Source organism: Phyllobacterium sp. 01N428 (assembly GCF_056399405.1).
Genome location: NZ_JBFTRH010000002.1, coordinates 383,475 through 406,969, shown reverse-complemented (window position 1 = coordinate 406,969; position 23,495 = coordinate 383,475). Strand labels below are relative to the sequence as shown.

At 54.8% G+C, this 23,495-nt stretch carries 19 protein-coding genes and 1 pseudogene; 8 read left to right on the top strand and 12 right to left on the bottom strand.

All coding sequences use genetic code 11. The features are described from left to right. Nucleotides 1-47: 47 nt before the first annotated feature. Entirely contained in the window at nt 48-1,814 is a 1,767-nt protein-coding gene (locus tag AC1DNI_RS09980; protein ID WP_477691771.1) for a hypothetical protein, read from the bottom strand. 539 nt (nt 1,815-2,353) lie between these two features. Between AC1DNI_RS09980 and AC1DNI_RS09975 the strand changes: the two are divergent. Both AC1DNI_RS09975 and AC1DNI_RS09970 read left to right on the top strand, forming a co-directional pair. Beyond that, a pseudogene (locus tag AC1DNI_RS09975) lies at nt 2,354-2,935 on the top strand (recombinase family protein). Continuing rightward, nucleotides 2,925-3,347: a hypothetical protein gene (locus AC1DNI_RS09970; RefSeq protein ID WP_477691770.1), complete on the top strand. Its 423-nt coding sequence runs from the start codon at nt 2,925-2,927 to the stop codon at nt 3,345-3,347. Before AC1DNI_RS09975 ends, AC1DNI_RS09970 begins: the two are co-directional and overlap by 11 nt. 465 nt (nt 3,348-3,812) lie before the next feature. On the opposite strand, the gene AC1DNI_RS09965 is transcribed toward AC1DNI_RS09970, so the two are convergent. The 7 genes from AC1DNI_RS09965 to AC1DNI_RS09935 all read right to left on the bottom strand — a co-directional run bounded on the left by AC1DNI_RS09965 (nt 3,813) and on the right by AC1DNI_RS09935 (nt 13,273). Next, entirely contained in the window at nt 3,813-5,894 is a 2,082-nt protein-coding gene (locus AC1DNI_RS09965) for an AIPR family protein (protein WP_477691769.1), read from the bottom strand. Next, nucleotides 5,894-6,865 (bottom strand): PD-(D/E)XK motif protein, encoded by a 972-nt coding sequence (locus tag AC1DNI_RS09960; protein WP_477691768.1) that lies wholly within the window; start codon nt 6,863-6,865, stop codon nt 5,894-5,896. Before AC1DNI_RS09960 ends, AC1DNI_RS09965 begins: the two co-directional genes overlap by 1 nt. Continuing rightward, nucleotides 6,858-9,533, bottom strand: a complete 2,676-nt coding sequence (locus AC1DNI_RS09955; protein ID WP_477691767.1) for a Z1 domain-containing protein — start codon at nt 9,531-9,533, stop codon at nt 6,858-6,860. Before AC1DNI_RS09955 ends, AC1DNI_RS09960 begins: the two co-directional genes overlap by 8 nt. Further along, a complete protein-coding gene (locus tag AC1DNI_RS09950) occupies nt 9,530-11,005 on the bottom strand; it encodes an ATP-binding protein (RefSeq protein WP_477691766.1) in 1,476 nt (491 codons plus the stop codon). The genes AC1DNI_RS09955 and AC1DNI_RS09950 overlap by 4 nt, the downstream gene beginning before the upstream one ends. Then, the gene (locus AC1DNI_RS09945; protein WP_477691765.1) at nt 11,005-11,424 is read right to left on the bottom strand and encodes a very short patch repair endonuclease; all 420 of its coding nucleotides are present in this window, start codon (nt 11,422-11,424) and stop codon (nt 11,005-11,007) included. Before AC1DNI_RS09945 ends, AC1DNI_RS09950 begins: the two co-directional genes overlap by 1 nt. Continuing rightward, complete coding sequence (locus AC1DNI_RS09940) at nt 11,424-12,902, bottom strand: DNA cytosine methyltransferase (RefSeq protein WP_477691764.1); 1,479 nt, start codon at nt 12,900-12,902, stop codon at nt 11,424-11,426. Before AC1DNI_RS09940 ends, AC1DNI_RS09945 begins: the two co-directional genes overlap by 1 nt. A 242-nt stretch (nt 12,903-13,144) precedes the next feature. After that, the gene (locus AC1DNI_RS09935) at nt 13,145-13,273 is read right to left on the bottom strand and encodes a type II toxin-antitoxin system prevent-host-death family antitoxin (protein ID WP_477691763.1); all 129 of its coding nucleotides are present in this window, start codon (nt 13,271-13,273) and stop codon (nt 13,145-13,147) included. Nucleotides 13,274-13,742: 469 nt separating this feature from the next. Here AC1DNI_RS09935 and AC1DNI_RS09930 point away from each other — a divergent pair, with 469 nt between their 5' ends. Together AC1DNI_RS09930 and AC1DNI_RS09925 are read left to right on the top strand one after the other, a co-directional pair. Continuing rightward, nucleotides 13,743-14,090, top strand: coding sequence for a hypothetical protein (locus AC1DNI_RS09930; RefSeq protein ID WP_477691762.1), 348 nt, complete (start codon nt 13,743-13,745; stop codon nt 14,088-14,090). Beyond that, the gene (locus tag AC1DNI_RS09925; protein WP_477691761.1) at nt 14,087-14,386 is read left to right on the top strand and encodes a DUF6804 family protein; all 300 of its coding nucleotides are present in this window, start codon (nt 14,087-14,089) and stop codon (nt 14,384-14,386) included. The genes AC1DNI_RS09930 and AC1DNI_RS09925 overlap by 4 nt, the downstream gene beginning before the upstream one ends. Before the next feature lie 423 nt (nt 14,387-14,809). Here AC1DNI_RS09925 and AC1DNI_RS09920 read toward each other — a convergent pair whose 3' ends face one another. Next, nucleotides 14,810-15,304: a hypothetical protein gene (locus AC1DNI_RS09920; protein WP_477691760.1), complete on the bottom strand. Its 495-nt coding sequence runs from the start codon at nt 15,302-15,304 to the stop codon at nt 14,810-14,812. Nucleotides 15,305-15,532: 228 nt separating this feature from the next. Between AC1DNI_RS09920 and AC1DNI_RS09915 the strand changes: the two genes are divergently transcribed. Continuing rightward, entirely contained in the window at nt 15,533-15,952 is a 420-nt protein-coding gene (locus AC1DNI_RS09915) for a hypothetical protein (protein WP_477691759.1), read from the top strand. Between the two features lie 706 nt (nt 15,953-16,658). Here AC1DNI_RS09915 and AC1DNI_RS09910 read toward each other — a convergent pair. Next, nucleotides 16,659-17,363 (bottom strand): hypothetical protein, encoded by a 705-nt coding sequence (locus AC1DNI_RS09910; protein ID WP_477691758.1) that lies wholly within the window; start codon nt 17,361-17,363, stop codon nt 16,659-16,661. Nucleotides 17,364-17,478: 115 nt separating this feature from the next. Then, complete coding sequence (locus tag AC1DNI_RS09905; protein ID WP_477691757.1) at nt 17,479-18,291, bottom strand: hypothetical protein; 813 nt, start codon at nt 18,289-18,291, stop codon at nt 17,479-17,481. 825 nt (nt 18,292-19,116) lie between these two features. On the opposite strand from AC1DNI_RS09905, the gene AC1DNI_RS09900 reads away from it, so the two are divergent. Further along, a complete protein-coding gene (locus tag AC1DNI_RS09900; protein WP_477691756.1) occupies nt 19,117-19,692 on the top strand; it encodes a recombinase family protein in 576 nt (191 codons plus the stop codon). 114 nt (nt 19,693-19,806) lie between these two features. Here the strand turns inward: AC1DNI_RS09900 and AC1DNI_RS09895 are convergent, their stop codons facing one another. After that, nucleotides 19,807-20,772: a COG3904 family protein gene (locus tag AC1DNI_RS09895; protein ID WP_477691755.1), complete on the bottom strand. Its 966-nt coding sequence runs from the start codon at nt 20,770-20,772 to the stop codon at nt 19,807-19,809. A gap of 297 nt (nt 20,773-21,069) precedes the next feature. Here AC1DNI_RS09895 and AC1DNI_RS09890 point away from each other — a divergent pair, with 297 nt between their 5' ends. Together AC1DNI_RS09890 and AC1DNI_RS09885 are read left to right on the top strand one after the other, a co-directional pair. After that, nucleotides 21,070-22,557 (top strand): DUF1254 domain-containing protein, encoded by a 1,488-nt coding sequence (locus AC1DNI_RS09890; RefSeq protein ID WP_477691754.1) that lies wholly within the window; start codon nt 21,070-21,072, stop codon nt 22,555-22,557. Nucleotides 22,558-22,651: 94 nt separating this feature from the next. Then, on the top strand, nt 22,652-23,446 hold the full coding sequence (locus tag AC1DNI_RS09885; RefSeq protein ID WP_477691753.1) for an acid phosphatase: 795 nt from the start codon (nt 22,652-22,654) through the stop codon (nt 23,444-23,446). The last annotated feature ends 49 nt before the right edge of the window (nt 23,447-23,495 follow it).

Here is a 23,495-nt window from a genome sequence, read left to right as displayed (position 1 = left end):
TTTAAAGCCGAAAAAGGCTAGCCGTCCGGAACTCTCATGAGGAGACATCATTCCTCGGCTGCCGGACGATTCGTCTGCATATCCGAGGCGGAACACTCTTTGAGATCATCCACGGGGTTGCCTGCGTAGGTGCCCCGCTCAAACTCCGTGCTGGCCAACCGTTTTCCATCCCAATTGTACATCCTGTTCACAATCCGAAACGTACCGAACTCTTCCGTCTGGCAGACACCATGAAACAACAATGATTGGCCCACCGCGGTGCTTTTCCCCATCACGCAAAGGTCTTCGAACTCTTGGACAGCAAACAGGGGTTTCCCCCGCGCTGACACGCCTTCTTGAAAATATCGTTCCAACTCACCGCCGCACGCCTGCTCGCCGGTCTCGGTTCCAAAGGATTTGCCTGCGAGCTGCGTCATGAAATCGTCGACAGCCTTGTCCTCTGCTGGTTGCGCATACTCCCAGGCGTCTAGCGCATAAAGAACTGCGTCCTTGAAGCTCTCAATTTTCTTCTTGTCGGCACATTTGGCATCTCTGCAAATTGTGTAGGGCGCATTCGCCGGGCTTTCACTCTCATTACCCTTGAACCTGAAAATAAGTTCGAGCGCGGCATCGCTCATGCCCATAGTGGCGGCTGTTCCCACCATCGCCGCGCATTGTCCCGGCTTTCTAATCGGGGAGTTCCCGCACAATTCGGATTGCCTTTGAAAAAGCCGCTCGTGGAACGGGACCATGCCCTGATTCTGCGTCAAATTGAGAGCAGCACCGTTTTTCATGCCATACACATTCGCTGGAAATACTGCGGATTCGTCCGCACCCTGAAAAGCGGTGAAACGATCATCGGGGACTGCCATCTCGACATACCCGTCACCATCCAGATCGGACGGATCGGCGAAAACAGTCTTGAACTCACCGAACTCTATCAATTTGGCAGTTTTGCCGTCGGCAAAAGACACTGCCCTGAATTCGGTGGTTCCTTTAAGTGTGTTCGTGAAATACAGCTCTGGCTGGTCACTGGTACGGTCCAGCTTAATCAAACCGATGGAGCCAGTGATACTCAAAGAATCTCTGATGTCGAACGATATTGTCTCAAATCCTGTTCTCGTGACTTCAACCTTCATCGTCGGCCCGAGCAAGGTATCAAAAAGCGTCGTTGACGCCTTTGGATGCGTGAACGTGACCCTCGTATCCCCGGAAGTGAACATTTGATCGGTGCCGTCATTCGTCCATTTTTCCAACGTGCTTGCAGGTGCGAGAGCGCTCACCTTGGGTGGCGCCGGTTGCACAACAGCCTTGGCGGCCGGTTTTGCCCGGGTAATCTCCTGTTCTCCCAGTAGAGCAACTTTGTAACAGACATTGAGTGCATCTAGTGCTTTTGCAGTGCTGCTCAAACTGTACGGACCATACTCCTTCCCACCTAACTTGAGGCGAATTTGATTACCTTTCCTGAGGGCTGAAAGAAACGCGTCGGTCGCGGTCGGGACGATCACCCCGACAATGTCGGTGTTTCTCGTTGCCGCCACCACTTTGCCGTTCCACGGCATTTCGTCAACCAACACGGACGAGTCGTATTCCCCGTGATCCCGAAGGTTCGATAGCTTTGGGTCGTTGAGCACAAATGCGACGTCGCCGCCCGCCTTCTTGAACAACAAGCCCGGATCCGATTTCCCGGAGATTCCTTTCGCGACACAGCTCTTTTCCTGGCGATCGATGACGATCCGCCAGCTATCAACCGAACTGAACGGGTAATTGTAAGCGTTCGCCCCGCTGGAGAGGAACATGCCGGCAAGGACGGCCGCCCCCATCGATTTTTTCATAGTATCCCCCTTAATCCCCAGATGTTCATACACAAATTCTGGCACCGATGCCCACACGGCGACAGCACACTTTCTGGCAGTTGTGGTTCTCACAAGGGGCAAATAGGGTTATCCAAAGGTAGAAAGAGACATGCAGAAACTCGAAGTGTGGGGCTTCAAACGATAGGAGGTCTTGGCGGCATTGGTGATCTTGCACGACTTCAGGAAAGATAAAGTCGTGCTGCACCACTTCGCAGTGGTTTGGAATCGCAGCTCGCCATCACCTTCTCCCAAGCAGCATCCGACAACTTGGGAACGCCATGTTCAGGGATCAGCATTGGCTCGACACAACAAAGGCTGCTGACCTGACTTTTGATAATCTGCTGATGTCAACTCTGAAAACTGACCGGTTTGGAATGGAATTGATCAACCTGTCTCATTGAACCTCGGTTCATTGACACACCAAAATCACAGCAAGGAGTTGTACCACTGAGATAACCTTTGTGTTTTGAAACGCACCGTCTCAATCTCTCTAAGATGCTGTGGCACGGGAGAAAAGCATGGGCGCCATCGTAGGTTACGCTAGGACGTCAACGTCAGATCAAATCGCCGGTCTTGAAGCGCAAGAGCGCGATCTAACAGTAGCGGGCGTGACCAAGCTATACTCGGAGCGAACCTCATCTGTTTCTCATCGCGATGAATTGCACCGCGCGCTAGATTACATTCGTGAGAATGACGTTTTCGTCGTCACCAAACTCGATCGTTTGGCGCGCTCGGTTCGCGACCTGATTGCTATCCAAAAGGTGATAGAAGGAAAGGGCGCTTCGCTCCGCGTCCTCTCTCTAAGCCTCGATACGACCACGCCGACCGGAAAGCTGATGGTTAATCTGCTCGGTAGCATCGCTCAATTTGAACGCGAATTGATGTTGGAACGGCAGCGGGAAGGTATCGCGAAAGCTAAGGCTGAAGGGAAGTATCGGGGGAGGGCGCCTACTGCTCGTACGCAGTCGGCAGCAATAGTCGACCTATACAATTAGGGCCTAGGCCCTTCGCGAATTGCTAAAAGGCTGAAGATTGGGCGATCCTCGGTCTATCGAGTCTTGGTCGCGTCGCGCGGAAAGGAGTGCATCGTTGAAGATTGAGGGAGCTCTTCGCCAGTGGCGCTGGCCGCGTCTTCCCGTCTACAACGGTTTTACGCATGACGAGCGGGTCAAGGGATGGCAACTCCATTGGTATCTGATCGACAATGGCTACTTGGTTTTCCCAACGATTTGCTCAGTCTCGGGAACAACGGAAAGCGTCCAGTATCATTCCGAGAACTACTACGAGCCTTGGAACCCCTATCCCGTATGCCGAACCCTTCACCTTGCGCTCCACAAGCGATTTTCTCGACCGGACGATTGGAAAACAATCGTCAAGAAATATGCTGTCACCGGTGACGAATGGTTTGCGAAACTGAAGATGGACCCGATCGATCTTGCGGCGCAGCTTCGTTTGCGACACGGAGATGTGGTGGCCAATATTTTCGATCGGATGCCGGCAACCGAGCCATAAGCTCCAATTTTTGAAACCGGTTGCAATGTGGCGTGCTGCGCCAGTCAGCGTTCTTTTCTAAGTCGTCTCGCTTAAGCGTTGACTGGGTTAGCCCCGCGTTTCGATCGTCGCACCCATCTTTCAAGGTGCTGCCTCAACCTTTTGACGGTTGTTGCCATAGGCTACATTCTAAAACAAGGCCGCTGGGTTACAGTCCAAGCGCAACCGCGGCTGCGCGAATTGCGGGGTGTCCCACCGTTCCTTCAAACGTTCATGGACCGGCCGAAGCAGACCCTTCGCCTCTGAGATGGGACCCCGATCTTGCCGTCCGTAGCTCCTAGGCTCCAACGCCTTGGCTCCGGCGGAGTTCGAGCGATTTCGCGAGATACGTCTCTGTGTTCATGCTGTTCCGGGTTGCGAGATCAAACTCAATGCGGGTCATAAGTCCTGCAGGCCGGCGGCCTCGGCCGGTTATGGCGGTGAATCTCAGGCATCCTCCTCCTCCGCTGCCACCAGCCCCTCATTCCTGGCCTTCTCCAGCACCCCTATGAGAACAAGGCACTGCTTTTCAGTCGGAATCTTCGCGGGCATCTGCACAGCAATCTGAAGCACGCCGGTCTCTTTGGGTGTCAGCACGCGTTTGCGCCCCAGTTCTTGCATGATCGTTCCCCACTGATGGGCAGGGATATCAAAAATGCGCTTCTGCGCCTCGATTCCGTTGTCAATTTTCTGGTTGACTTTGGCGTCCTTGCGTTCTTCGCCCTGTTCTTCCAACGACAGGAGGTCTTCGAAAAACTCGCTAGGTAAAGCGGCCTCAAGCTTGTCCAGCGTGCCCTGCAAACGTGTCCAGCACTGATCCTTCTTGCACCACTCCGAGATGTTCGAGATGCCGGCGGGCGGATGCACGATATCGTCGTTGACGTGCTTCGCAGCAATCGTCAGCGCCTCACGAAGCGTTGGCGGAAGCGCCTGAATATTCCAGACCCTCGAATGGTCGATGGATTTGCCGAGGCGGCGGCAAACCTCATTCAACGAAGCAATGGCGTATGCGACGATATTTGCGCGATAGCCGCCATTGTACCAAGGCTGATCGGAAACAAGCTTCTCGGTCGCCCTGAATATGATCCCGCGCGCGATGGCGCGGCGGAAATAAAACTCGTTGAACCCGTCCGCCGACTTCGTCCACTCCTTTCCGATCCGGCCGGCATAGCGCGCGAAGTTCTTCTGCGCGCCAAGGTTGACCCATTTGGGATGGTCATCCCAGACGTTCTCGAATTTCGCAAAATCCGTCTTGGTGAGCATCTGCAGCTTTGGATTCTCAGCCTTGAAGCGGCGCTGTTCCGGCGGGGAAAGCTTTGCTTGCGCATCAGCGTACTGGCCGCGCGCGCGCTCATAAAACCATCTGCTCTCGCGCTGAGCCCCCTGCTGCGCAGGTGCCCAAAGCCGGCGGGAGAATGTCTCCATGCGGATATGGAATGGATGGTTCGAGAAGAAGTCAGCCGCATTAACGCGATTCTGCGTGTTCGCGTACTCAGAGATACGCGGCACCACCAGTTCGCTCTCGGCACTGTCGATGACCGATAGCTTCATCTGCACGAAGATATCCTTGAGAGCGACCCTGTCCTTGCGCTTGGTATGAAACAGCGACGCTGTGGTCTGACCGCCGTTCACAATCTGCAGATCGCGGATACGCGTGATCTGCAAGCCGCCATCCCCGACTTCGACCTCAACCTCCTGTGCCGTAGCTGTAATGCCGTTGTTATAGGCGAAGAACATCTGTGGCTCAGTCAGAATGGTGGTACGGATACCCTGGTTTACCTTTCCCCTAGCCTGCAGGAACGATCGCACATTCTGCTCAAGCAGCCGCGCGCCGAACTTTCCGTAGAGCATTGCGAGAACGTCTGCGGGAATCACAATCAGGTATGATTGATAAGATTGCGAACCAAGGTGTGCCGGCAGACATGAAATCCCGGCTCCGAACATCTCGCGGAAGTTGATGTCCAGCGGTTCCTTGTGTCCCTTCGCGCTGCGCTGACGCTGCAGGCGGGAGATGTCCCAGATATTGTAGGTGGTGGGTATGCCCGCGGTGACACCATCATCCAGCGATTGAATTCTGTCACTGAGCATCCGCTCGGATAGTAGATGAAAGTTCACCTGCCGGGTGAATGGCTTTCGATCCGCAATTTGACGCGCCAGCCCGTATTCCGGCGATGTCACCTCCAACTTCTGAAAGAAGGATTTTGTGGCGCAGGCCTCGAAGAATTTTTCGGCTCTTCCGAAGCTCGCGTTCACCTCGGATGGCGAAAGTGAACCGAGTTCGTTTCGGCAATCAAAGTCGGCTACGAACAAGTCAAGTGCACCTTCATCATTGAACCAGTAGCCGTCCACACGCATTCCCTGAGCGGCGCGGTAGTGGCAGAATTCAAAGCCTTCGACGAAGCCGGTTTCTACCAGCTCACTGGCAACTGCGTCCATGAACTCGGAAAGCTGGAAACTGCTGTTGGCTTCGGCGCCCGCCAGAAGCTCCTGACGGAAATCGTGAAAAAATTCCTGTGCCGACGGTTCCACTAAATCCCCTCCAACACGTCTTCGAACGGGCAGCCGAAAGGCGCCATTCGCTCGATGTCTATCTGATATGTTACCCGTGTGACGCCAGCCGGCAGACCAGAGCGCACGATTTTCGGAAAATCCTCGACGACGTGATAAGCCTGCTCGCCGGACACCAGAAACGCGGGCTTGTCGTATTCCTGAAGGGGCGCATACCCGTAGGCTGCCAGCTTGCGGCCGAACTCTTCTATTGCGTCCGCATCCTGCAACTCGCCTTCTATAGCGAATACCAGCTCATTCAGCGAGCGCGCCTGTTCGGAGTCAGGTGTCTCACGGAGGCGGTATGTCATGAGGAACAACAAATCCTGGATCGACTCAAGCTGATCCTCAGAGGAAATTCTGACCGTGCTCCGGTCCGTTCCGGACAGCGACTTTATTTCCACCGCACGGTCAGCGAAGACAAAATCCTGATGAACACGGTCAGCACCCGTCCATGCCGATACCGCATCGGCGTGGCTCAACTTCTCTTGATACAGGCTGGTTAGGAAAGTCAGTTCGGCAAACAGCCCGCGAATTTCCTCCGCCGAGAGGAGACGCGCATTCCTGCCTGCCATAAATGCTTTCCAGCGCTTGATATGGGTCAGCGCGACATGCAATGCGGCCTCGGGCCGCGTCACAGGACGAAGGCCTTCAAATAGGCTCTCACACAGGGCACAGAACAAGTCTCCGTCCACCTGTCGCTCAAGCGTCAGCACTAGGTTCTGGCGGTCGGAAGCCGGGTCTCTCTGAAGGTCCACCTCAATGCCGTGAACAGATGTTCTTCCCTCGGCGAACAGCCTGCTGTGATCACCTTCGAGACTCAGTACGAACAGGCAGTGTCCTTCGGAATCACGCCCCCAGAATGTGGGGATAGCACCTCCATTAGGAACGAGCCGGACGTTGTAGTCGACATCGGGGGTCTTAATGTCGTCCCAAGGGAGAGGCCTACTCATCGAAGTCGTCCTCGTCATCCGGGCTGTCGGAGATCGGGCTCTGCATCTGGTCAATCCAGACCTTGTTGGCGACGACTTCGACTGTCCGCAGGTAATCACCGAACGGGAAACTGATACCGAACGCCGGCACGCGGTCAGACGGCTTATCCGATCCCACTGGCCCCAGAAGATGTACCATCAGGAGCGGTTTGTTTCGGAGTTCACGATAATGGGTATCAGAAGGTTCGCTGCTCTTTTTGGCGTCTTTGTTGTGATATTCCTCCGCAAGCCTGCGGGCATCAGCAAGCTGCGTGTCGGTAAGACCGATCTTCTCATCGCCCCTGCTCGAGACGCGGTTTTTGCTCAAACTCCATGTTTCCGCGTCGAATTTTGTCTCCTTCGCGCTGGAGCGATCCTGCGAACCAAGGCGATGTTCCGCCTCATTGTCGCCCGCGCCTTTCACAGAGATCAGAAGAACATCTCCGTGGGGATGTTTGTCAGCCGTTTCGCGCAGGTAGGCCAAGGCCCCCGCTTTGATATCGGTTGATACGCCAACCGTTTTGAAGCGCGCCAGGAAACTGTCGATAACCCGGATATCGGCATCCTCAACCCACCAGCCCTTGGAAGTGGCCTTCACGGTCTTACCAAATCCGCTCCTCCAGAACTCCTCGATAAGCTTCTCGTTGGCAGCGTTGATGTTGCTATCAACAGGCACGACATAGGTTTCCAGAAGTCTGCCGCTGTAGCTTTGCTGGAAAGCGACGCTCGTGCCACTGCGCATCTTGTTTGCAGCTGTGATCAGCAGCCGGTCCGGATGCGCTTCCACATAAAGGCCGAACTGACGGGGCGTGAGATTGTCCTGACGCATCCGCCTGATCTGCTGCCGGAGTTCTTCCGACTTTTCGGCAATATGCCCGTACCAATCGATGGAATCCGGAGAGAGATAAACGCGACATAAATCCTCATAACCTGGCCGGTAGCCGAACCATCGACCCATCTGCATCAGCGTGTCGTACATTTTGGTGTTGCGATACATATAGCTGACGCAGAGTCCCTCGATGGTCAGACCACGCGACAGGCTGAGGCCACCGACTGCAATGGCAGTCAGGCCGTGCCCGTCACGCTCATACTTTTTGTAGTCGAGAGCCTCGTCAGATTTGCTGTTAATGACAAACAGACGAAGATTGTCGAACACAGAATTGAGCTTTGATTTCGCCTCAGCCCAAGTGATTCTGCAGTCACTGAACTCAGCGTCGAAAGCGCTGCGCAGTGCCGCCATATGGGTGTTCTTTGATGATACGTCTTCGGGCATGGCGTAGTTCGCCTTGACCGCCTCACGCACTTTCTTCTCGTAGACGCTGATAATGTCACGAACCGTTTTCTGCACGCTCACAAAGCGTGACACATTGATCATCATCGAGCAGTGCTTGTTCTCCTGACCGCGATAATTGCGGATGGCACGCGCGACAATGAACTGGTTGATCGCACCGTAAAGGCTGGGCGGCAGATCGGGGATTGCAGCCCCGTTCTTATGGGATTCAGGTATGTAATTTTCGCAGTCGGTAATCGGCTTTGTGATTCGAGTACTGGTCTCCTCATTCAGGAACACCTTATCCGGTCCAAAATAGGTATTGGGTGCATCGAGCGAATAGATGAAATCTCTGGGGAACAGCTCATCCCGAGCCTTATCATCGTACGCATCGGGGTTGATGAAGATGTTCGCAAATGGTGTGGCCGTGTAGCCCACGTAGCAGGATTTCGCGAACAGGCTCAAAATCTGTCTTATCCATGCGTTGGTCTGTGTTGGATTAAGGTCCGGCTTGTTCGTGTTGATTGAGGCGTTGTCTGCCTCGTCGTCAATCATCAGCATCGGGACATCTGCGATCAGGCCGTTCTGAGAATTTAGGTCGCTGAGCCACTTATGCAGCTCTTTCAGCGTGGAAACGTTCTTCTTGATCACGAGTATGATGGGCTTGCTGAAATCGTTCAGCTTCCAGCCGCTCCTGGCGGCTGTGATCTTGTTGAAGTCCTCGTTGACGTTTGTAAGAGTTGCAGGGTGTGGGTATTGCTGCGTGAAGGTCCCAACGCCTATGCTGACGCGGTTATCCGGGTCGCTGGAACGTCCGATGAAGCCCTCGTCAATGCGCTCCTGGGTCTGCTTTCGCAGATTGTTGTGAATGCCTGCGATGACGATGATGAATTTGTAGCCGGCGTCAGCGGCCTTTGCAACGACGCCCATGTAGTTCGCGGTCTTGCCTGATTGGACATGCCCAATCACTAGGCCGCGCCGGTCCCAGGAACCCTCGCTCAAGGGGTCCTGCAGGTGTCCGAGTATTCGGCCGCCGGTATCACTGAGAGACTGTACGACAGGAGCCGCCCATCCCTCCTGCTTGAGGAAAGCTTCGTATGCGTCGGTATAGGTCCACTTGATCTCCCGCCGGTACAGCCACTGATCGTCGTGCGGCGCTTCGTGGTTTACGATCGATACTCCGCGACCCATGCGGGTATCGATTGCGATGGAGGTCTGCAGAATGGCATTGCCCAGGTCACCGGTGAACGGGATCATGGGCGCAAGGGTCTTCGCCGTGAGCTCAACTTCTGCCTTGGTAGGCGGCGGATCGCGACTGGCCAGAACCGATATGAGCGCGCTGACAAGTCGCTTTTCGCTGTCAGGCCCTGCGTCCGTCATGCAAATTCCTCCCCGATGAACTGTTGCACCAGCTCTAATTTGTCTTCGAACATTCGCGTAGAGCGAATGATATTCATAAATTCCCCGGGCTGGGGAATACTTTCTCCGAACAGTATTAATCTAAGCTCACGAAGGCGGGCGATGACCTCCTCATTTCCGACCGGCGCATTGCGAACGTCCTTGGGCTGGGTCGAATAATCGGAGTAGATCATTTCCACCGGCAGAGCGTGCCCGATGGAATCCACCATAAGTCTCAGCGCTCTGGAACCAGCCTCATCAAGCCGGCCGGATACTGCGCGCACGAGAGCGTGGTTGAGATTGATGCTGTAACGGATGCCTGACTGATCAGCGTAACGCTCCCACACGGGGGCCCGGACATCCTCAAACAGTTTCTGGCCGCGCCCTCTGTGAACCGTAGTGCTGCGCCCGGTTATGCGCGGGATGATCTGGCGCAGACGCTCGCGGACCGCGCGGGGCGGTCGAGCGCGGGACTTCTTGATATCGATGGTCCACATCTCATCCAGCTTGCTTGGAAAATCAATCTGCACCCGCGCCAGCTTCGTTGCCTCCCCTTTGGGGATAAGGCGGAACCAGTCCCCCCAGGTCATAAGTCGTCCGTTGCGGTAAATGTAAGCGCCCTGGTTTGAGATAAAATCGCTGCGGCTCTGATAGTAGTCGTAGTCCTTGGCTGACAGGCGGCTGTGATGCGGCAGAATGAATGGTTGCATATGCACCGAATCGGACCCGATCCGGACAATTTCCTCCGGCAGTATTTCAGCTCCACTCTTGCGGCAGAACGGATCGAAAGGTTCGACCGGATGGCCATTGACGCCGATCGCGATCTTCTTGCGACCTTTCAGTTCTCCCGAAAGGAAGCGATGGAATACAAGCGACAGATGCTTTTCAAGGATATCGAGCTTTTCGTTGACGATCTCATCGCGTTTCTGGCTCGTCTCGTCTTCAAACAGCCGGTCGAGCTGGCGCCATATGACGATAGTCCCGTTTGAGCCCAGCTGTTCGATGAATGGTAGAACCTCAATATCCTCGTCATCTAGGATCGACAGAATCCAATCGTCCTCCTTGTCGATGAGGTCGAGGTCCCACTCCGCTCCGCACCTTTTTCCATTCTGCGAGCTGACAACGGTCAGGCGTCGGCACTGTGAAAACGAGGCGGTTTTCAAACCAAGACCAAAACGTCCGAGATCGCGCGGGGATCGCGCAAGCTGCGGGTTCGCAGCGCCGTGCCGCATGGCCGTGATGATGGTTTCGCTGTCCATGCCACGGCCGTTATCAATGATGACCAGCGTTGGTGCCCGGAGGCTCAAATTGCAGAAAACAGCAATCTCGGTAGCTTCTGCCGAGATGCTATTGTCGACGATATCTGCTACCGCTGTTTCAAGAGAATAGCCCAGGTCGCGCATGGAAGCGGAGAGCGATGACGCGCTCGGGGGAAGCGGATGCGGTCTTGCCATCACCGCGTTCCTTTCAACTGTTCGATAACATGATCAAGGGTGCCCTGGGGGTCTTTCGAAAGTTCGCATTCCCAGACAGTGATAACCCGCCAGCCGGCAGCTGCCAGTTCGTCCGCCTTGCGGGCATCGCGTGCAACCGTTGCTGCAAACTTGCCATTCCAGAAATCCGGGCGGGTAGAGGGCGTGGTCGCATAGCGGCAACCGGCATGGCGATGCCAGAAGCATCCATGGACGAAAACCACCGCCCGATAGCGGGGAAGAACAATATCCGGTCGTCCGGGAAGATGCCGTTCATAAAGGCGGAAGCGAAATCCTGCTCTGTGGAGCAGTGAGCGCAGCTGACGTTCCGGTGCGGTGTCGACCCCCTTAATACGCGACATATTCCAGCTTCGTCTTTCAGCCGTGATTGTATCCGCCATCACGACTCTCCCTTCATCGAGTCCAGCACTTCCGCCACAAGTTGAGCGATCTGGCGCGCGAGATAGGGCGGAACCGCATTGCCCACCTGGTGATACTGCGCGGTGCGCGGTCCCTCGAAACTGTAGTTGTCCGGAAAGGTCTGCAGGCGAGCCGCTTCTCTGACTGTCAGGCTCCGGCATTGAGCAGGGTCATAGTGAATGAAGTAATGACCATCCTTAGAGATATGAGACGTGATGGTGGTCGATACGTCATCCGCTAACTGAACGCGGAAGCGATCAGAGAACATCTTGCCGGTACGCCCCAGCTCGACGTTCTGATGTGCGGGCAGAAGTGAGCGCGGAAAATCTGAAAGCTTCGGGCTTCGCCCCGTCACGTGGGCGAAAACTGCCGCGTACATATATCGGCGAAGATCGGATGCCATGTGGCCGCGTGACTCATGGCCTGTCAGCACCTTAAGACGGGGGTCATGAAGGCCGCCCAGTGAACGGTGCGTGCCAGCGATCCGTCCGGGATATGCCTTTGATGAGCGTTCTTCCGGCGGATTGTCGCCTGACCCGAGGCGAAGTTTGATGTTGCCCGTAATCGCACGGCTGTAGGACGCACCATTCAGCTGCCCGGCGATATCAATAGCAGAAAGACTTTCAACCTCTTTGTACCAGCGCGCGGCCGAGTCCTCGCCTTTTGAAAGTCCACTGCGTATGGCCGGCAGGTTGCCGATCGTTTCTCTGACCGTCGGACCCATATGCGTCCGCAGAAGTCCTGGTCGGACTTTCAGGTCGCTCCTGATGCCGACTATAAACATCCGGTGACGGGCCTGAGGCACTCCGAAATCCTCGGCTCTAACGAGGAACAGCCGAGGGTCCACCCCGGCACCGGGCACCTCCGGTTCGGATAAAGAGTACAGCCTGTAGTGTAAACCATTGCCGCCCCCTTGGAGCACCGCGCGCGGATGCGCGAGGTCTGTCAGAATCCGGTCGATGACGGGTACACCATTCACGGTTGCCGACAGCAGACCTTTGACATTCTCCATTACGAAGACTGGCGGTTCATGGTCGGCGATTATCTTCAGGTATTCCTTATAGAGAAAATGCCGCTCGTCCTGCTCGAAACCAGGCTGGCCCATCATTCGGGAACGCCCTACAAGAGAGTAAGCCTGGCAGGGCGGTCCGCCGACAAGCACCCACCTTTTCCTGTCGGAGAGCCGCTTGTTGATTATCCGGCGCACCCCTTTATGGGAGTCTGGGCCAAGGGATATACGGAGCGCGCTTCTTCCTGCCTCCGCGAACTCGGATTTGTGTGCGCGATAGAGATCGTCGATCGCGAGATCACCCTTCAGATAACTGTAGTACTCGTCAGGGAACTCTCCATCCGGGAAGCATCTTAGGAAGTGGCGCAGAAAGAGCGTCCGATGCGAGAACTCATCGCGCTCTATCGCCACAGTACCGTTGAAAACGGCCTCATCGCGCTCCCCCAGCAATGATGCGAATCCCTCCCCGAGACCACCAGGGCCGGCGAAAACATCGACAACGGGATATGGTTGACGGCGACGCGGCAATTCAGACCCCTGCCGACCGGGCAACGGTGAGGCGGCCAGCTGACAGTGACCATCGCTCGCTTAATATCGCCGGTCCGTCCTCAGTCTCATGAATCATGGTTCCCCTGCCTGGCCATTTATGCCACCGCCAATCTTGCCGCCGGATGTCCGCAGGCCACGCCACTTCATCCGTTCAATTCCTCAACGCTCAGGACGACAACAACCGGCCGACCGTGCTTTTCGACTTTCACGGGTTCAGCGCGAGCCGTATCTAGGAGGAGACCGAAGGCGTTTTTCGCATCTCTCGCTGACATGGTTTTCACAGGCATCATCCCCGCTCATACTGTGTCCATAATGTCCACTTTGGTGATTCTAGGCAACGCCAACTTCAGCTGCCATCTACCCTTTTAAATCAATTGCTTGGAAGCAAGCTCGTTGCCCAACCTAATTGGCTCACCGGCTGTCTTGACCGGCAAGACAACAAAACTGGTACATAGTTCTGGTACACAAAATCAAACTTATGGCTAATAAGATCATTGATTTTATTGGTATTTTAGATTGCAGATTAGTCCCCGCTTGGCTCCACCAAATTTACATAATGACTTCAATGTGTTAGTGAAAATGATAGTTTGTTCATGGGGCACCCCCGGGGCACTCCGAGGCTCTATCTTAGGCTTTGTGACGTTGTGGAGGCAGCGAAAAAATCTTTGCGAATAAGACCGAGCACCCCTTGATAACGTCCTGAACTTACGCGAGCTTCTTACGGGGCTTAGGGGGACAATCATGAAAAATCTCGTCACTTCCATTTTGGGCGTTGTTGGGGTGCTCGGCGTAATTGTCATCGCTATCGCCGCGTTGGGGTTTTACGCAGCCGCCTTTAAGGTGGGTGCCTATGAGTGGTTTGGGTGGCGGGGCTGGTGGGTATCGGCACTGTTTTTTGCTGCTGCGCTAGTCTTTCGATCCGGCTTTTTAATTTCTGCAGGCATGATCGTCGGCGGCTATGGTGCTTATTATGCTTGGGATTGGCCACTCTGGGCCGTGGTTCCGGTGTTCTTCCCGTTATTGGCGTTCATAATCGCAGGACTGCTGGTTACGGCTGCGAGTGCAACAATCGAGAAGGTGCGAGGATGATGCGTATCGTAGCCACATGCGCCGCTGTGGGACTTGCTGCAGCTGTCCTGCCCTGGCCATATGCATATTACCAAGCTTTGCGTCTGGGGGTATTTGCAGCAGGCGTGTATTGTGGGGTCCAGTCAAAGGCGCGATGCGATGAAAAGTTGACCTACGGTCTATTTTTTATCGCACTAGTCTTCAACCCATTCCTGCCGGTTTACCTGTCGCGAGAGATTTGGTTTCCATTAGATTTGGTGGCATCCGCGCTCTTTGCTTATCGCGCCTACGCCCGAACAAGCATTTCGACGCATTAGGGCATGGCATCCAGCCATCTTCCTTGCTGCCTGCCTCCCCCGTTCTCGACCTACCCCTAGGAATTCAATCAATTCCGCTTTTGATTGTCTGCTTTTCCGACTTTTGCCACTGCACGATAGAGATGGCGATTTCTCCAGCGCTCCCAGAGCCGTTCAAACAATCCAAGCTTTCGTTGGTCTTCCTCGTCTATTCGAGGCAGATTGTCGGCTATAAACAGCAATTTGCCGTCTTTTGGATCACGGATTGTGGTCAAATTTATCTCTCGCTTTCAGTCTCACCGGCCCAATGCCTGTAAGCAGGCCGTAAAATTATCGACGGCTTCGTTTGATCTCTGACGCTCGCCGGTGTCGGACATGCTTTTAACATTCACTCAATTGGAATTTGAATGTCAGTGTCACCACCAGCGCGATTGAAGGCAATAGTCAATTTGCCCTTCGCACGTGCATCACAACCATTTCCATCGTTGGCCAAAGGTGGAAAATAGAGAACAGGGCTCCTGGAGTATCGGAAGGTGCTCTGGAAACCATACTGGCGAGTTTGGTCTGATATTCATCATCGACAGTATATGCACTGCTAGGAGGAGACGGACTAGTAGATAAGTTTGTTGGATCGATATCCAGTACCACCACCTTAAGATTGCTGCCAAACGCGTCTTTGATCTTTACGATGACGACATTCCCGGCAATTCGCATGAATGTGCCTTGCCCATAGGTAAAGTCTTGCGCGATTGCGTTATACACCAGTTGGCATCCGCTCAATTTACCCCCGCTCATAAGAGGCTCCATATGAACGTCGAGGGTGCCGACCAATGCACCGAGAGCTTGCTCGACGCTGCCTTGGGTTTGAGAATAGGCCGTTGAAGTCATGAGTGTAACAACAGCGCTCAAAAAGGTTATTGATTTTAGATTGATCTTCAACGCTACCCCCAATGCAACACCTTCCAAAAAATGGTAGCACCATTTCGACCCTGTGAGAGGGTTACCCGCCTCATCAGTTGGGACAAGGTGACCCGCTTGAATAGATCAAGCGGGCGTGCCACCTGCGGGACGGCGGCTAAGTAGCTGGTGATTAGCCGAATTGCTGAATTTCATACGAGTGCTAGTCGTGCGATGAATGCTTTCGGGAGTTTAGTTTCGGGGGCAAGAATGCATAACAATAACGTTATTGAATCAAAAGACCGGACGGCTTTCGCGATACCGTTTGCGATTGTGATGGTATTGGTAGGGACAATTCCCGCAGGGATCGTTGTTGTTATTTATAAGTACTTCTTAGCATCCTACACCGGAGGTTCCTGGGTCCCGTTTTTCGATAGTTTTGTGAACCTTTGGTTCCCGGAATTGTTGCGTGGAATTGTGTGCGGAGCCGTCGCGATTGCAGCAACACAGTATCTTTTTAAGACGTGCAAGCTTGATACCGTGCGCTACGCAACTCTCACATTCTGGTGCGGCATTTTGCTGGCCATCGGCCTTTTCTCGATCGCAATTCGCGGCCTTACGTTTGACCTCATCGGCTTGGCGGCTGTTGCAATGGGATTGGGAACGTCTCTTTTGAGTACGGATTTATAGGTTTACGTCCTCGTCTCACTCGGGCGTCTGCTGCGTCAAGACCCCGTCGAAAAACGCCCTAAGCCGGATCAACACCCTATGTATTTTTTCACATACCGCTTGGTATGAGGGCTCAAGCACAGGCCAGCAACGACACGGTCTAGCACAGCAGCGCTCACATCCTCTTTGGGGATGAACTCGCCAATTTTTACACCGTTGTCGAGATCAGCTGCCTCTTCGATATGCGCCTTTCGGTACATGACCCAAGATTGAAGCTTTACGAATGGGGGATCAAGAACGTCTAGGATGCAAGTCGCTTCGCAAAGATTATTGGTCTATGTAGTTATCGAAACTACCACCTGTTTACCCTGATCGCACGGATCAGTGCACACAACGTGAAGGTGTTTTTGCCCCGCATTCGGCCTGATAAAATGACAAGTGTACCGGCTTTGGCCACCAATTAGTGCACGCCGCGTGCACGTTCAAAAGACTTGTCGATAGCGCGCGCTGCCTTCGCCATCTCATCGAAATATTCCTCGTTTTACAGCCGCGTCATAGGCAGACGTGACGTTGACAAGCTGGCCTGGCTTGCGACCGAATACCTGGACGTTCTTGAATGGGTGATAATCCTCATACATGGCCGCAATGTAAGGGAGCTGTCTCTAAATTTCGAAGCAATCAAATTCGTTACTGTAAGTGTCCGACTTGTTGAGGCGGCGGGCGCGGTTTATTTCGATTTTTTGGGGGCCTTCATACGTGCTTCAATCTGTTTAACGACATCGTCCGCGTTACAATTTTGCAGCATCACTTTGAAAGAGTCCCACGGTTTATCGTAGCCCTTTTGCGCCAACGCCGCCTTGGCGTTCTCTGTGGTGATCCTACAACTATCGAGGCGCAACTGCTCCGCCTGCTTGTCCGCTTCCAACTTCTCAACATTGAGGCGTTCGATGCGTGCATCAACTTTGGTAAGGGCGTCCGGGCCGAGAATGTCAACGCAGGCGGCGACACGTGGGCGGATGTCGTGAATGACGACTACATTGGCGACTGCGGCGTCGTTTTCTGCCATGCGGCATGCTCTCAACCGGTCTGCGCGGGCTTCGTCGGCTTTCTTCTTTTCCTCGTTCGCTACTTGGTTGTCCGCCTTTGCGGTGATAAATCCCCGCAGTTCTTCCGCGCCACCTGCCTTCAATTTCGCTTCTACACGGCCGACAAAGGCGATGGCTGGCGCACAAGCGGCATAGTCACCAGAAACTTGCGCGGTCGCCCTTGTTATCGCCGCCGTAACAGCGGCAATTGGATCGTCCTTCGAAGCAGGGTCTAGTTTTGCCTGCATTCCCGCAGCCCAACCCACGTCTGTCGGCTTCAACGGCTTATCTTGAAAGCAATATTCATTGATTGCCGTCATGTACGCGAACGCCTTGATATAAGGCATTTCGGCGATCTCTTCGGGAGTCGCAAGCCTAGCCGGCTCTTGAGCAAGAACAGCAGTGCTTGCAGCTACACTCGCAAGGACGGCACAGGCTCTCGTAGCGTATTTCATGACAGCCTCATTTGGAGGACGCCTTATTCTTAGCTGGTGGGGTGCAGTGCCAGTCTTTTGCGAAAATCCAAATCTTGTCGTACATCCGCCCATTCTTATACGCTGGGCCCGCGAAGAAAGTGCCCTGCTTGGTCTTCTTTGTTTCGTCAAGTCGCACGGAAGCCATACCCGGTGCACCATTCGCCCAATCGGAATTGATGTCTTTCGTATTAGGCGAATTGAGGAAATAAGCGTTCTCAATACCAGGCGAGCACCAAGTCGCGTTATCCATCTTGGCCTCTTCTTCCTTTGAGAGCTTCTCGACCGGATTCACATCGCAGGGAAATTGCGGCGGGTCTTCCTGATAGCAGGTATCCTTACCGGTTTTTTTGTCGGTAACAGAGAGATTATCGACCAAATAGTATGAGTGTCCTTCGTCTTCCCAGGACCAGGAGTCAGCCGCCATGTTCAGGTCAACCTTTGGCCCGTCGCCAACCTGAATGCGTCCGCCATAAGCACCTCCTTCGTTGTATACTTTAACGGGTGGAAAACCGATGAAACGCTTAATGCTATCCGGTTCTTCACTTGTAGTTGTTGCGATGCACTGACGATTTTCGACATCATTGCTGGGCACGATCTGTCGGGCACCGTCCGCGCGTTTTAGTTCCACGATAGGCAGGGCGAGCATCTTCGCACATTCGTCAAATGATAGGTTATCTATAAAAAACTCTTTACCTTGATACTTCCCTTTTAATGCGAACGAAGTGTCCTTCGCCCAGGTGGGCATGGCCCATATGGTGCTGACAGCAACGGCGATAGCTACGACAGGAAAGCGTTTCATTTGCAATGCCTCGTTGCGAACGTGTCAACAAATTGGCTGGGGATTCCCATTCTACATCGAATGGATGTTGTCGGGCAAAGATTCAATAGCGACGATAAGCCTCGATATCCTTGATCATATCGAACGGGTTATTGGACTTCGTGGACGCCAACGGCTCCTCTTCCTGTCCTCGGGAGTGAGCCATTCCGCGCACCAGGCCGCCTGAAACACCTCAGCATTCTCGCGGCTCGAAAAACAATAGACGCTGTAGTGCGCGGTTTCTTCATCGAAATAGAAGTGATGGCCGAGGGCAGATGCGCCGAGCTGTGCGGCTTGGCTGCTAAGGGCTCCTGCGCGGCCGACAGCCCTGGCTTCCGCTTCAGCTCTTTAGCTTCTTCGTCAAAGTGGATGGCGATGTTGACCAGCAATGCCGGGTAGCGACTCGTCGTTCACCACCTCCGACTGACCTTTGATGGCGCCGTATGCCAGCCCATCCTACGCACGCTGGACGGTGTCGAACCGCTCGGTCGCATCAACGGTTGGTAGTAGCGTCAGCCATTGGGTTGCGCTCTTTAGAAAAAAATTGGCCTACGACTTTAGGTAGGATAATGGGAGTTGCGGCTGGGGCATGGAAGGGCCTGCTGGCGCGAGAACTGAAAGGCGCGAGGGTCCCATTTAGTACAGAAAAGGTTTTCGAAGCCTGATCTGCTCAGCTAAATGCGCCGGACATTTAAGCACGATTAACACGTACACTAAAGTACACTTTTTAGCACATAACCCCTTGCGTGTACTCTTTGCGTACACTAATCATATGTTCAGTCATCTTTTAGAGGGAAGTGTACAACAATGCAGATCATCGGTTATGCGCGCGTGTCCAGCGTCGGGCAGGATCATGGGGGACAGGTGGACCGGCTGAAAGCGGCCGGTGCGACCAAAATTTTCCAGGAGAAGCGCTCGGGCGTCGATCGCGAGCGGGACGAGCTGAAAAAATGCCTGGACTATGTGCGGGAGGGTGACACGCTTTTGGTAACGAAGCTTGATCGCCTGGCGCGCTCGGCCATTGATCTCCTCAACATCGTTCGGGAAATGCGGGACAAGGGCGTCGCCTTCAAGGCTTTGGACCAAAGCCTCGACATGACGACGCCGGCCGGCAAACTGCAGCTTCAGGTGCTCGCGGCTGTTGCTGAGTTTGAGACGGCCATCCGGCGCGAGCGACAGATGGAAGGCATTGCACGGGCCAAGGCCGAAGGGCGAACCGGCGGTCGACCCAAGGCGGTTACGGAAACGATTGCCAGCGACATCCAAGCGCGCCGGTCTGCCGGCGAAACCTTTCGCTCGATCGCGAAGAGCGTCGGTTTCAGCGTGGCGACGGTTCAGAACGTGCTGAAAAGCGCGGTTTCCGCCGTCGATAACGCGGGCTAGGCCGAGAGCACGGTCGCGGCTAGGACCCGCACGGTCATTTGGGCGGTAACCCCCAAACGCCGGATCACCCTCCCACGAGACAGAGGAAGCTGGTTATGCCGAGCAGGCCATGCGTCAGCGACACCAGTCCTTGACCCGCTCGCCCTTGTTGTTGACGAAGGCGACGTAGGGCTGCGGACTGGTCGAATGGAACACGGCGACGAAGTGGCCATAGCGCGTCTTGCCCTTGGCCAGATACGAGCCAGCACCGTTCTTCGCCCAATTGCCGTCATAGCTGTAGGTGTTGGGGCCAACGACGATTTTGCCGTTGTTGAACAACGATACTTCGTAGGTCTTGCCAGAGGTGACAGACTGGCAGGTCATCGTCCAGTCGCTGCGATCAGGCGCGTAGGAGGGCTTAGGCAGTACAGGTACAATGGCTGCTGTGGTAGTCGGCGGGCGCATTGCCTCCTCTTTCCGCGTATCGCTGATGAACTCGGAGAAACCTGCCACTTCATCGCTGTTAAGCCACGCCATCTGATCGCCGGGAGTAGTGACCATCTTGGCAATGACGCTGTCAGGCATGCCATAGAGTTTGGCAAGCCGCGCCATTTCAAGTGTTGTTGCCTTGGCGGATTCACCCTCGTAGGCCATGACTCCACTGCCGTCCGAGGCTGCACCGTAGCTGGAGGCCGAGTGTACGCCGATACGCGCCCCTGCCATATGGTAGCGCTTCGCTCCTGCGGCCCACACCAGCGGGCACATTGAGTTGCAGCGATCACCACTCGTTACGGCAGTTTTAAGACCGAGCAGATGCACTGCATAGGCCAGCTTGACCCCAGCGCCGACATTGCCACCAGGCGAGTTGAGCGGCAGCGACTGAATGGCGTTGCCCGCCTCATTGGCAGCGGTAACAGCTGCAATCAGTCGCACGTTATCGCCTTCGACGATCTCGCCATCCATGAGCAGTATTTCATCTGAAATAGAAGTGAAGGTTGCAGCATGGCTGGTGCTGGCCAATGCTGCGGCGGCGAAGGCCGCTACAATGCGTTTCATTTTTTTGGCGCCCCTTTTATTTTTCTTTTTCTTGGCAGATGCCATTATTTCCGTGACGTCGCGGTGACTGACGACGACGCTGTCCGAAACAGGGTCAACCAGCAATAGGCGCTTCGTCAACCGCAAGCAAAACGAGCGTCCGAATATGGATTTCGGTCGACTAAATAAACTGGTAATGACCATAGACGACGGCTGACGTAGCTTCAGTTGCGGCGGCACATGGGTTGACCGCTCTTTGCCAAAGGAGACACTCGAAACGTCGATGAATGTAACCGTAACGTACTGTCGTCCTATCTGCATTTGCAGTCACATGGTGCTGCAAGGACATGGAGGGGTTTGGTGATGCGATTGTATCCACTCGGTGCGGCTGTTGTCATTGCGGGCACGATTTGCTTAAGCCTGCCCACGCAGGCACAGGAACAAAACCCTTACGGTTGGCTCGGGGCCGAGACGTTGAAGACACGTTCCGGCGATTTCGAGTTCAAGGGTGGTTACCCGGTCGGCGACGCCGCCCAGCGTCTGCTCGATCTTCGCAAGCTCAATCAGGCGATAGAGGTCTATCTTACTCAGTTAATGCCAGTCAGCGAGATCGGACTTCGTGAGGGTCTGCGTGCGTTCGGAGCCAGAAAACCGACGCAGGTTGTGGTCTGGGAAAATTTGATGGACGCCAAGACGGTGCTTCTGACAGCAAATACTGAAACGGTTTACGCGTTGTCCCACCTCGATTTGAAGGCGGATGGGCCGACGGTCGTCGAAGCTCCGGCCAAGATGCTCGGTTTCCTTCAGGACGGGCTCCAGCGTTATGTCGCGGATGTCGGCCCGCTTGGGGACGACAAGGGCAAAGGCGGCAAGTTTCTTGTGCTGCCGCCCGGTTTCAAAGGCAAGGTCCCGAAGGGGTATTTCGTCAAACGATCTCCGACATATTCGGTGACGTTGGGACTGCGCGGCTTTCAGGTCGATGGCAAGACCGATCAGGCTGTCGGACTAATGAAAAAGATCAAAGTCTATCCGCTCGCCAAGGCATCCTCGCCGCCGAAAATGGAGTTCCTCAACGGGTCAAACAAGGACATCAACACGGTATTTCCCGACAACTTGCATTTCTTCGAACTTCTGGCACAGCTTGTCGAGGAGGAACCTGCCGAAAATTTCGGCCCGCTGGAGCGGTCGATGATGATGGCCATCGGCATCGAGAAGGGCAAACCGTTCAATCCCGATGAAAAGATGAAGGCGCTTCTCAGTGAAGCAGCGCGTCTTGGTGGAGCCATGGCCCGGGCCAACACCTACGCGTCTTCTTCCCCCGGCGTGTTCTATTACCCCGACCGCAAGTGGCAGGGGATACAGGAGGGCATGACCTACACGTTCAGCAAGGACGGCGCGCCGCAAATCGATGCGCGTAACAATGTCTACTACATGGCCGCCGGCAACTCACCGGCGATGATGGCCAAGAACGTCGGTCAGGGTTCGCAATACCTGTGGACCTACCGCGATGCCGAAGGCAACTTCCTCGACGGCGCAAAGAGCTACAAGCTGCACATCCTTTCCAAGATACCAGCGAACAATTTCTGGTCGGTCGTTGTCTACGATGCACTCAGCCGTTCGGAGTTGCAGAACGGCCAGCCGTTTCCATCCGTCAGCAGTTACGTAAAACCACAAATCAATTCGGATGGGTCCGTCGACATAGCCTTTGGACCTGATGAGCCAAAGGAAAAAGGCAACTGGATTAAAACCGTTCCCGGCAAGGGCTGGTTCCCTATCTTCCGGTTCTATGGTCCCAGTGAGCCATACTTCGACAAGACATGGAAACTGGAGGACATCAAGGCAGTAGAGTAATCGGGCGGAATAGGGACCACTACGGTGGGAGGAGCGGCTAATGTGGTGGCGTCATTCATGCCTTATGGCAGGGGCACTGTTGGCGGCTGGCGCAGTGATACCTTCTGAGCTGGCTGCGCAGTCCGCAGATCAGTCTGGTGCCGCTGCTGTCGGCAGTCTGGAGTTCCCGCCCGGTACTCCGCGAGGATACCTCGACCCGACGGGACTACCAGACAGTCTTGCTCTCCTGCCTCCACCGCCAGCGCCTGGCTCGCCTGCCTTCGCGGGTGACGAGGCCGCAGGTGACGCTGCCGCCAAGCTTCGCGATACGCCGCGCTGGTCGCGGGCGGTCAGCGATGCCGATCTCCACTTTCCGCATGCTGCGGAAACGTCCACCTGTGCGGCAAACCTGCCGATATCGAAAGAGCGTACGCCGCACCTATACGGGCTGCTCGACAAGGCCTTCGTTGATGTCGGTCTTTCGACCTATCGGGCAAAGACCCACTATGAGCGCGTCAGGCCATTTGCCATGCACAACGGCTCCGCCTGTACCCCAGACGATGAGGCGATGTTGCGCAAAGACGGCTCTTATCCATCCGGGCACAGCGCGGTAGGTTGGGGATGGGCACTAATCTTGACCGAGGTCCTTCCTGATCGCGCCGACGCCATCCTGCAACGAGGATGGGCTTTTGGCGAAAGCAGGGTCATTTGCAACGTTCACTGGCAAAGCGATGTCGACGCGGGACGCGTAATGGCTGGCGCAACAATTGCAAGGCTCCACGCCGTTCCGGCGTTTGAAACCGATTTGGAAGCCGCCAAGGCTGAAGTTGCGATCGTACGCGCCGAAGGCGCAATGCCCATCCCTGAGGTGTGCGTCGCCGAAGCGGCCTCATTGCGACTAGGTCCATGAGATGGTTGGCCGATCCAAAATGAAGCTCGTCCAATCCGTATCAGCCGGG

Bases quoted from the DNA above. Each gene is read 5' to 3' on its own strand.
- AC1DNI_RS09960 (WP_477691768.1), bottom strand. From the start codon at position 6,865: ATGAGTAGGCCTCTCCCTTGGGACGACATTAAGACCCCCGATGTCGAC.
- AC1DNI_RS09955 (WP_477691767.1), bottom strand. From the start codon at position 9,533: ATGACGGACGCAGGGCCTGACAGCGAAAAGCGACTTGTCAGCGCGCTC.
- AC1DNI_RS09890 (WP_477691754.1), top strand. From the start codon at position 21,070: ATGCGATTGTATCCACTCGGTGCGGCTGTTGTCATTGCGGGCACGATT.
- AC1DNI_RS09935 (WP_477691763.1), bottom strand. From the start codon at position 13,273: ATGTCAGCGAGAGATGCGAAAAACGCCTTCGGTCTCCTCCTAGATACG.
- AC1DNI_RS09895 (WP_477691755.1), bottom strand. From the start codon at position 20,772: ATGGCATCTGCCAAGAAAAAGAAAAATAAAAGGGGCGCCAAAAAAATG.
- AC1DNI_RS09915 (WP_477691759.1), top strand. From the start codon at position 15,533: ATGCATAACAATAACGTTATTGAATCAAAAGACCGGACGGCTTTCGCG.
- AC1DNI_RS09930 (WP_477691762.1), top strand. From the start codon at position 13,743: ATGAAAAATCTCGTCACTTCCATTTTGGGCGTTGTTGGGGTGCTCGGC.
- AC1DNI_RS09980 (WP_477691771.1), bottom strand. From the start codon at position 1,814: ATGAAAAAATCGATGGGGGCGGCCGTCCTTGCCGGCATGTTCCTCTCC.
- AC1DNI_RS09910 (WP_477691758.1), bottom strand. From the start codon at position 17,363: ATGCCTTATATCAAGGCGTTCGCGTACATGACGGCAATCAATGAATAT.
- AC1DNI_RS09950 (WP_477691766.1), bottom strand. From the start codon at position 11,005: ATGGCAAGACCGCATCCGCTTCCCCCGAGCGCGTCATCGCTCTCCGCT.
- AC1DNI_RS09900 (WP_477691756.1), top strand. From the start codon at position 19,117: ATGCAGATCATCGGTTATGCGCGCGTGTCCAGCGTCGGGCAGGATCAT.
- AC1DNI_RS09945 (WP_477691765.1), bottom strand. From the start codon at position 11,424: ATGGCGGATACAATCACGGCTGAAAGACGAAGCTGGAATATGTCGCGT.
- AC1DNI_RS09905 (WP_477691757.1), bottom strand. From the start codon at position 18,291: ATGAAACGCTTTCCTGTCGTAGCTATCGCCGTTGCTGTCAGCACCATA.
- AC1DNI_RS09925 (WP_477691761.1), top strand. From the start codon at position 14,087: ATGATGCGTATCGTAGCCACATGCGCCGCTGTGGGACTTGCTGCAGCT.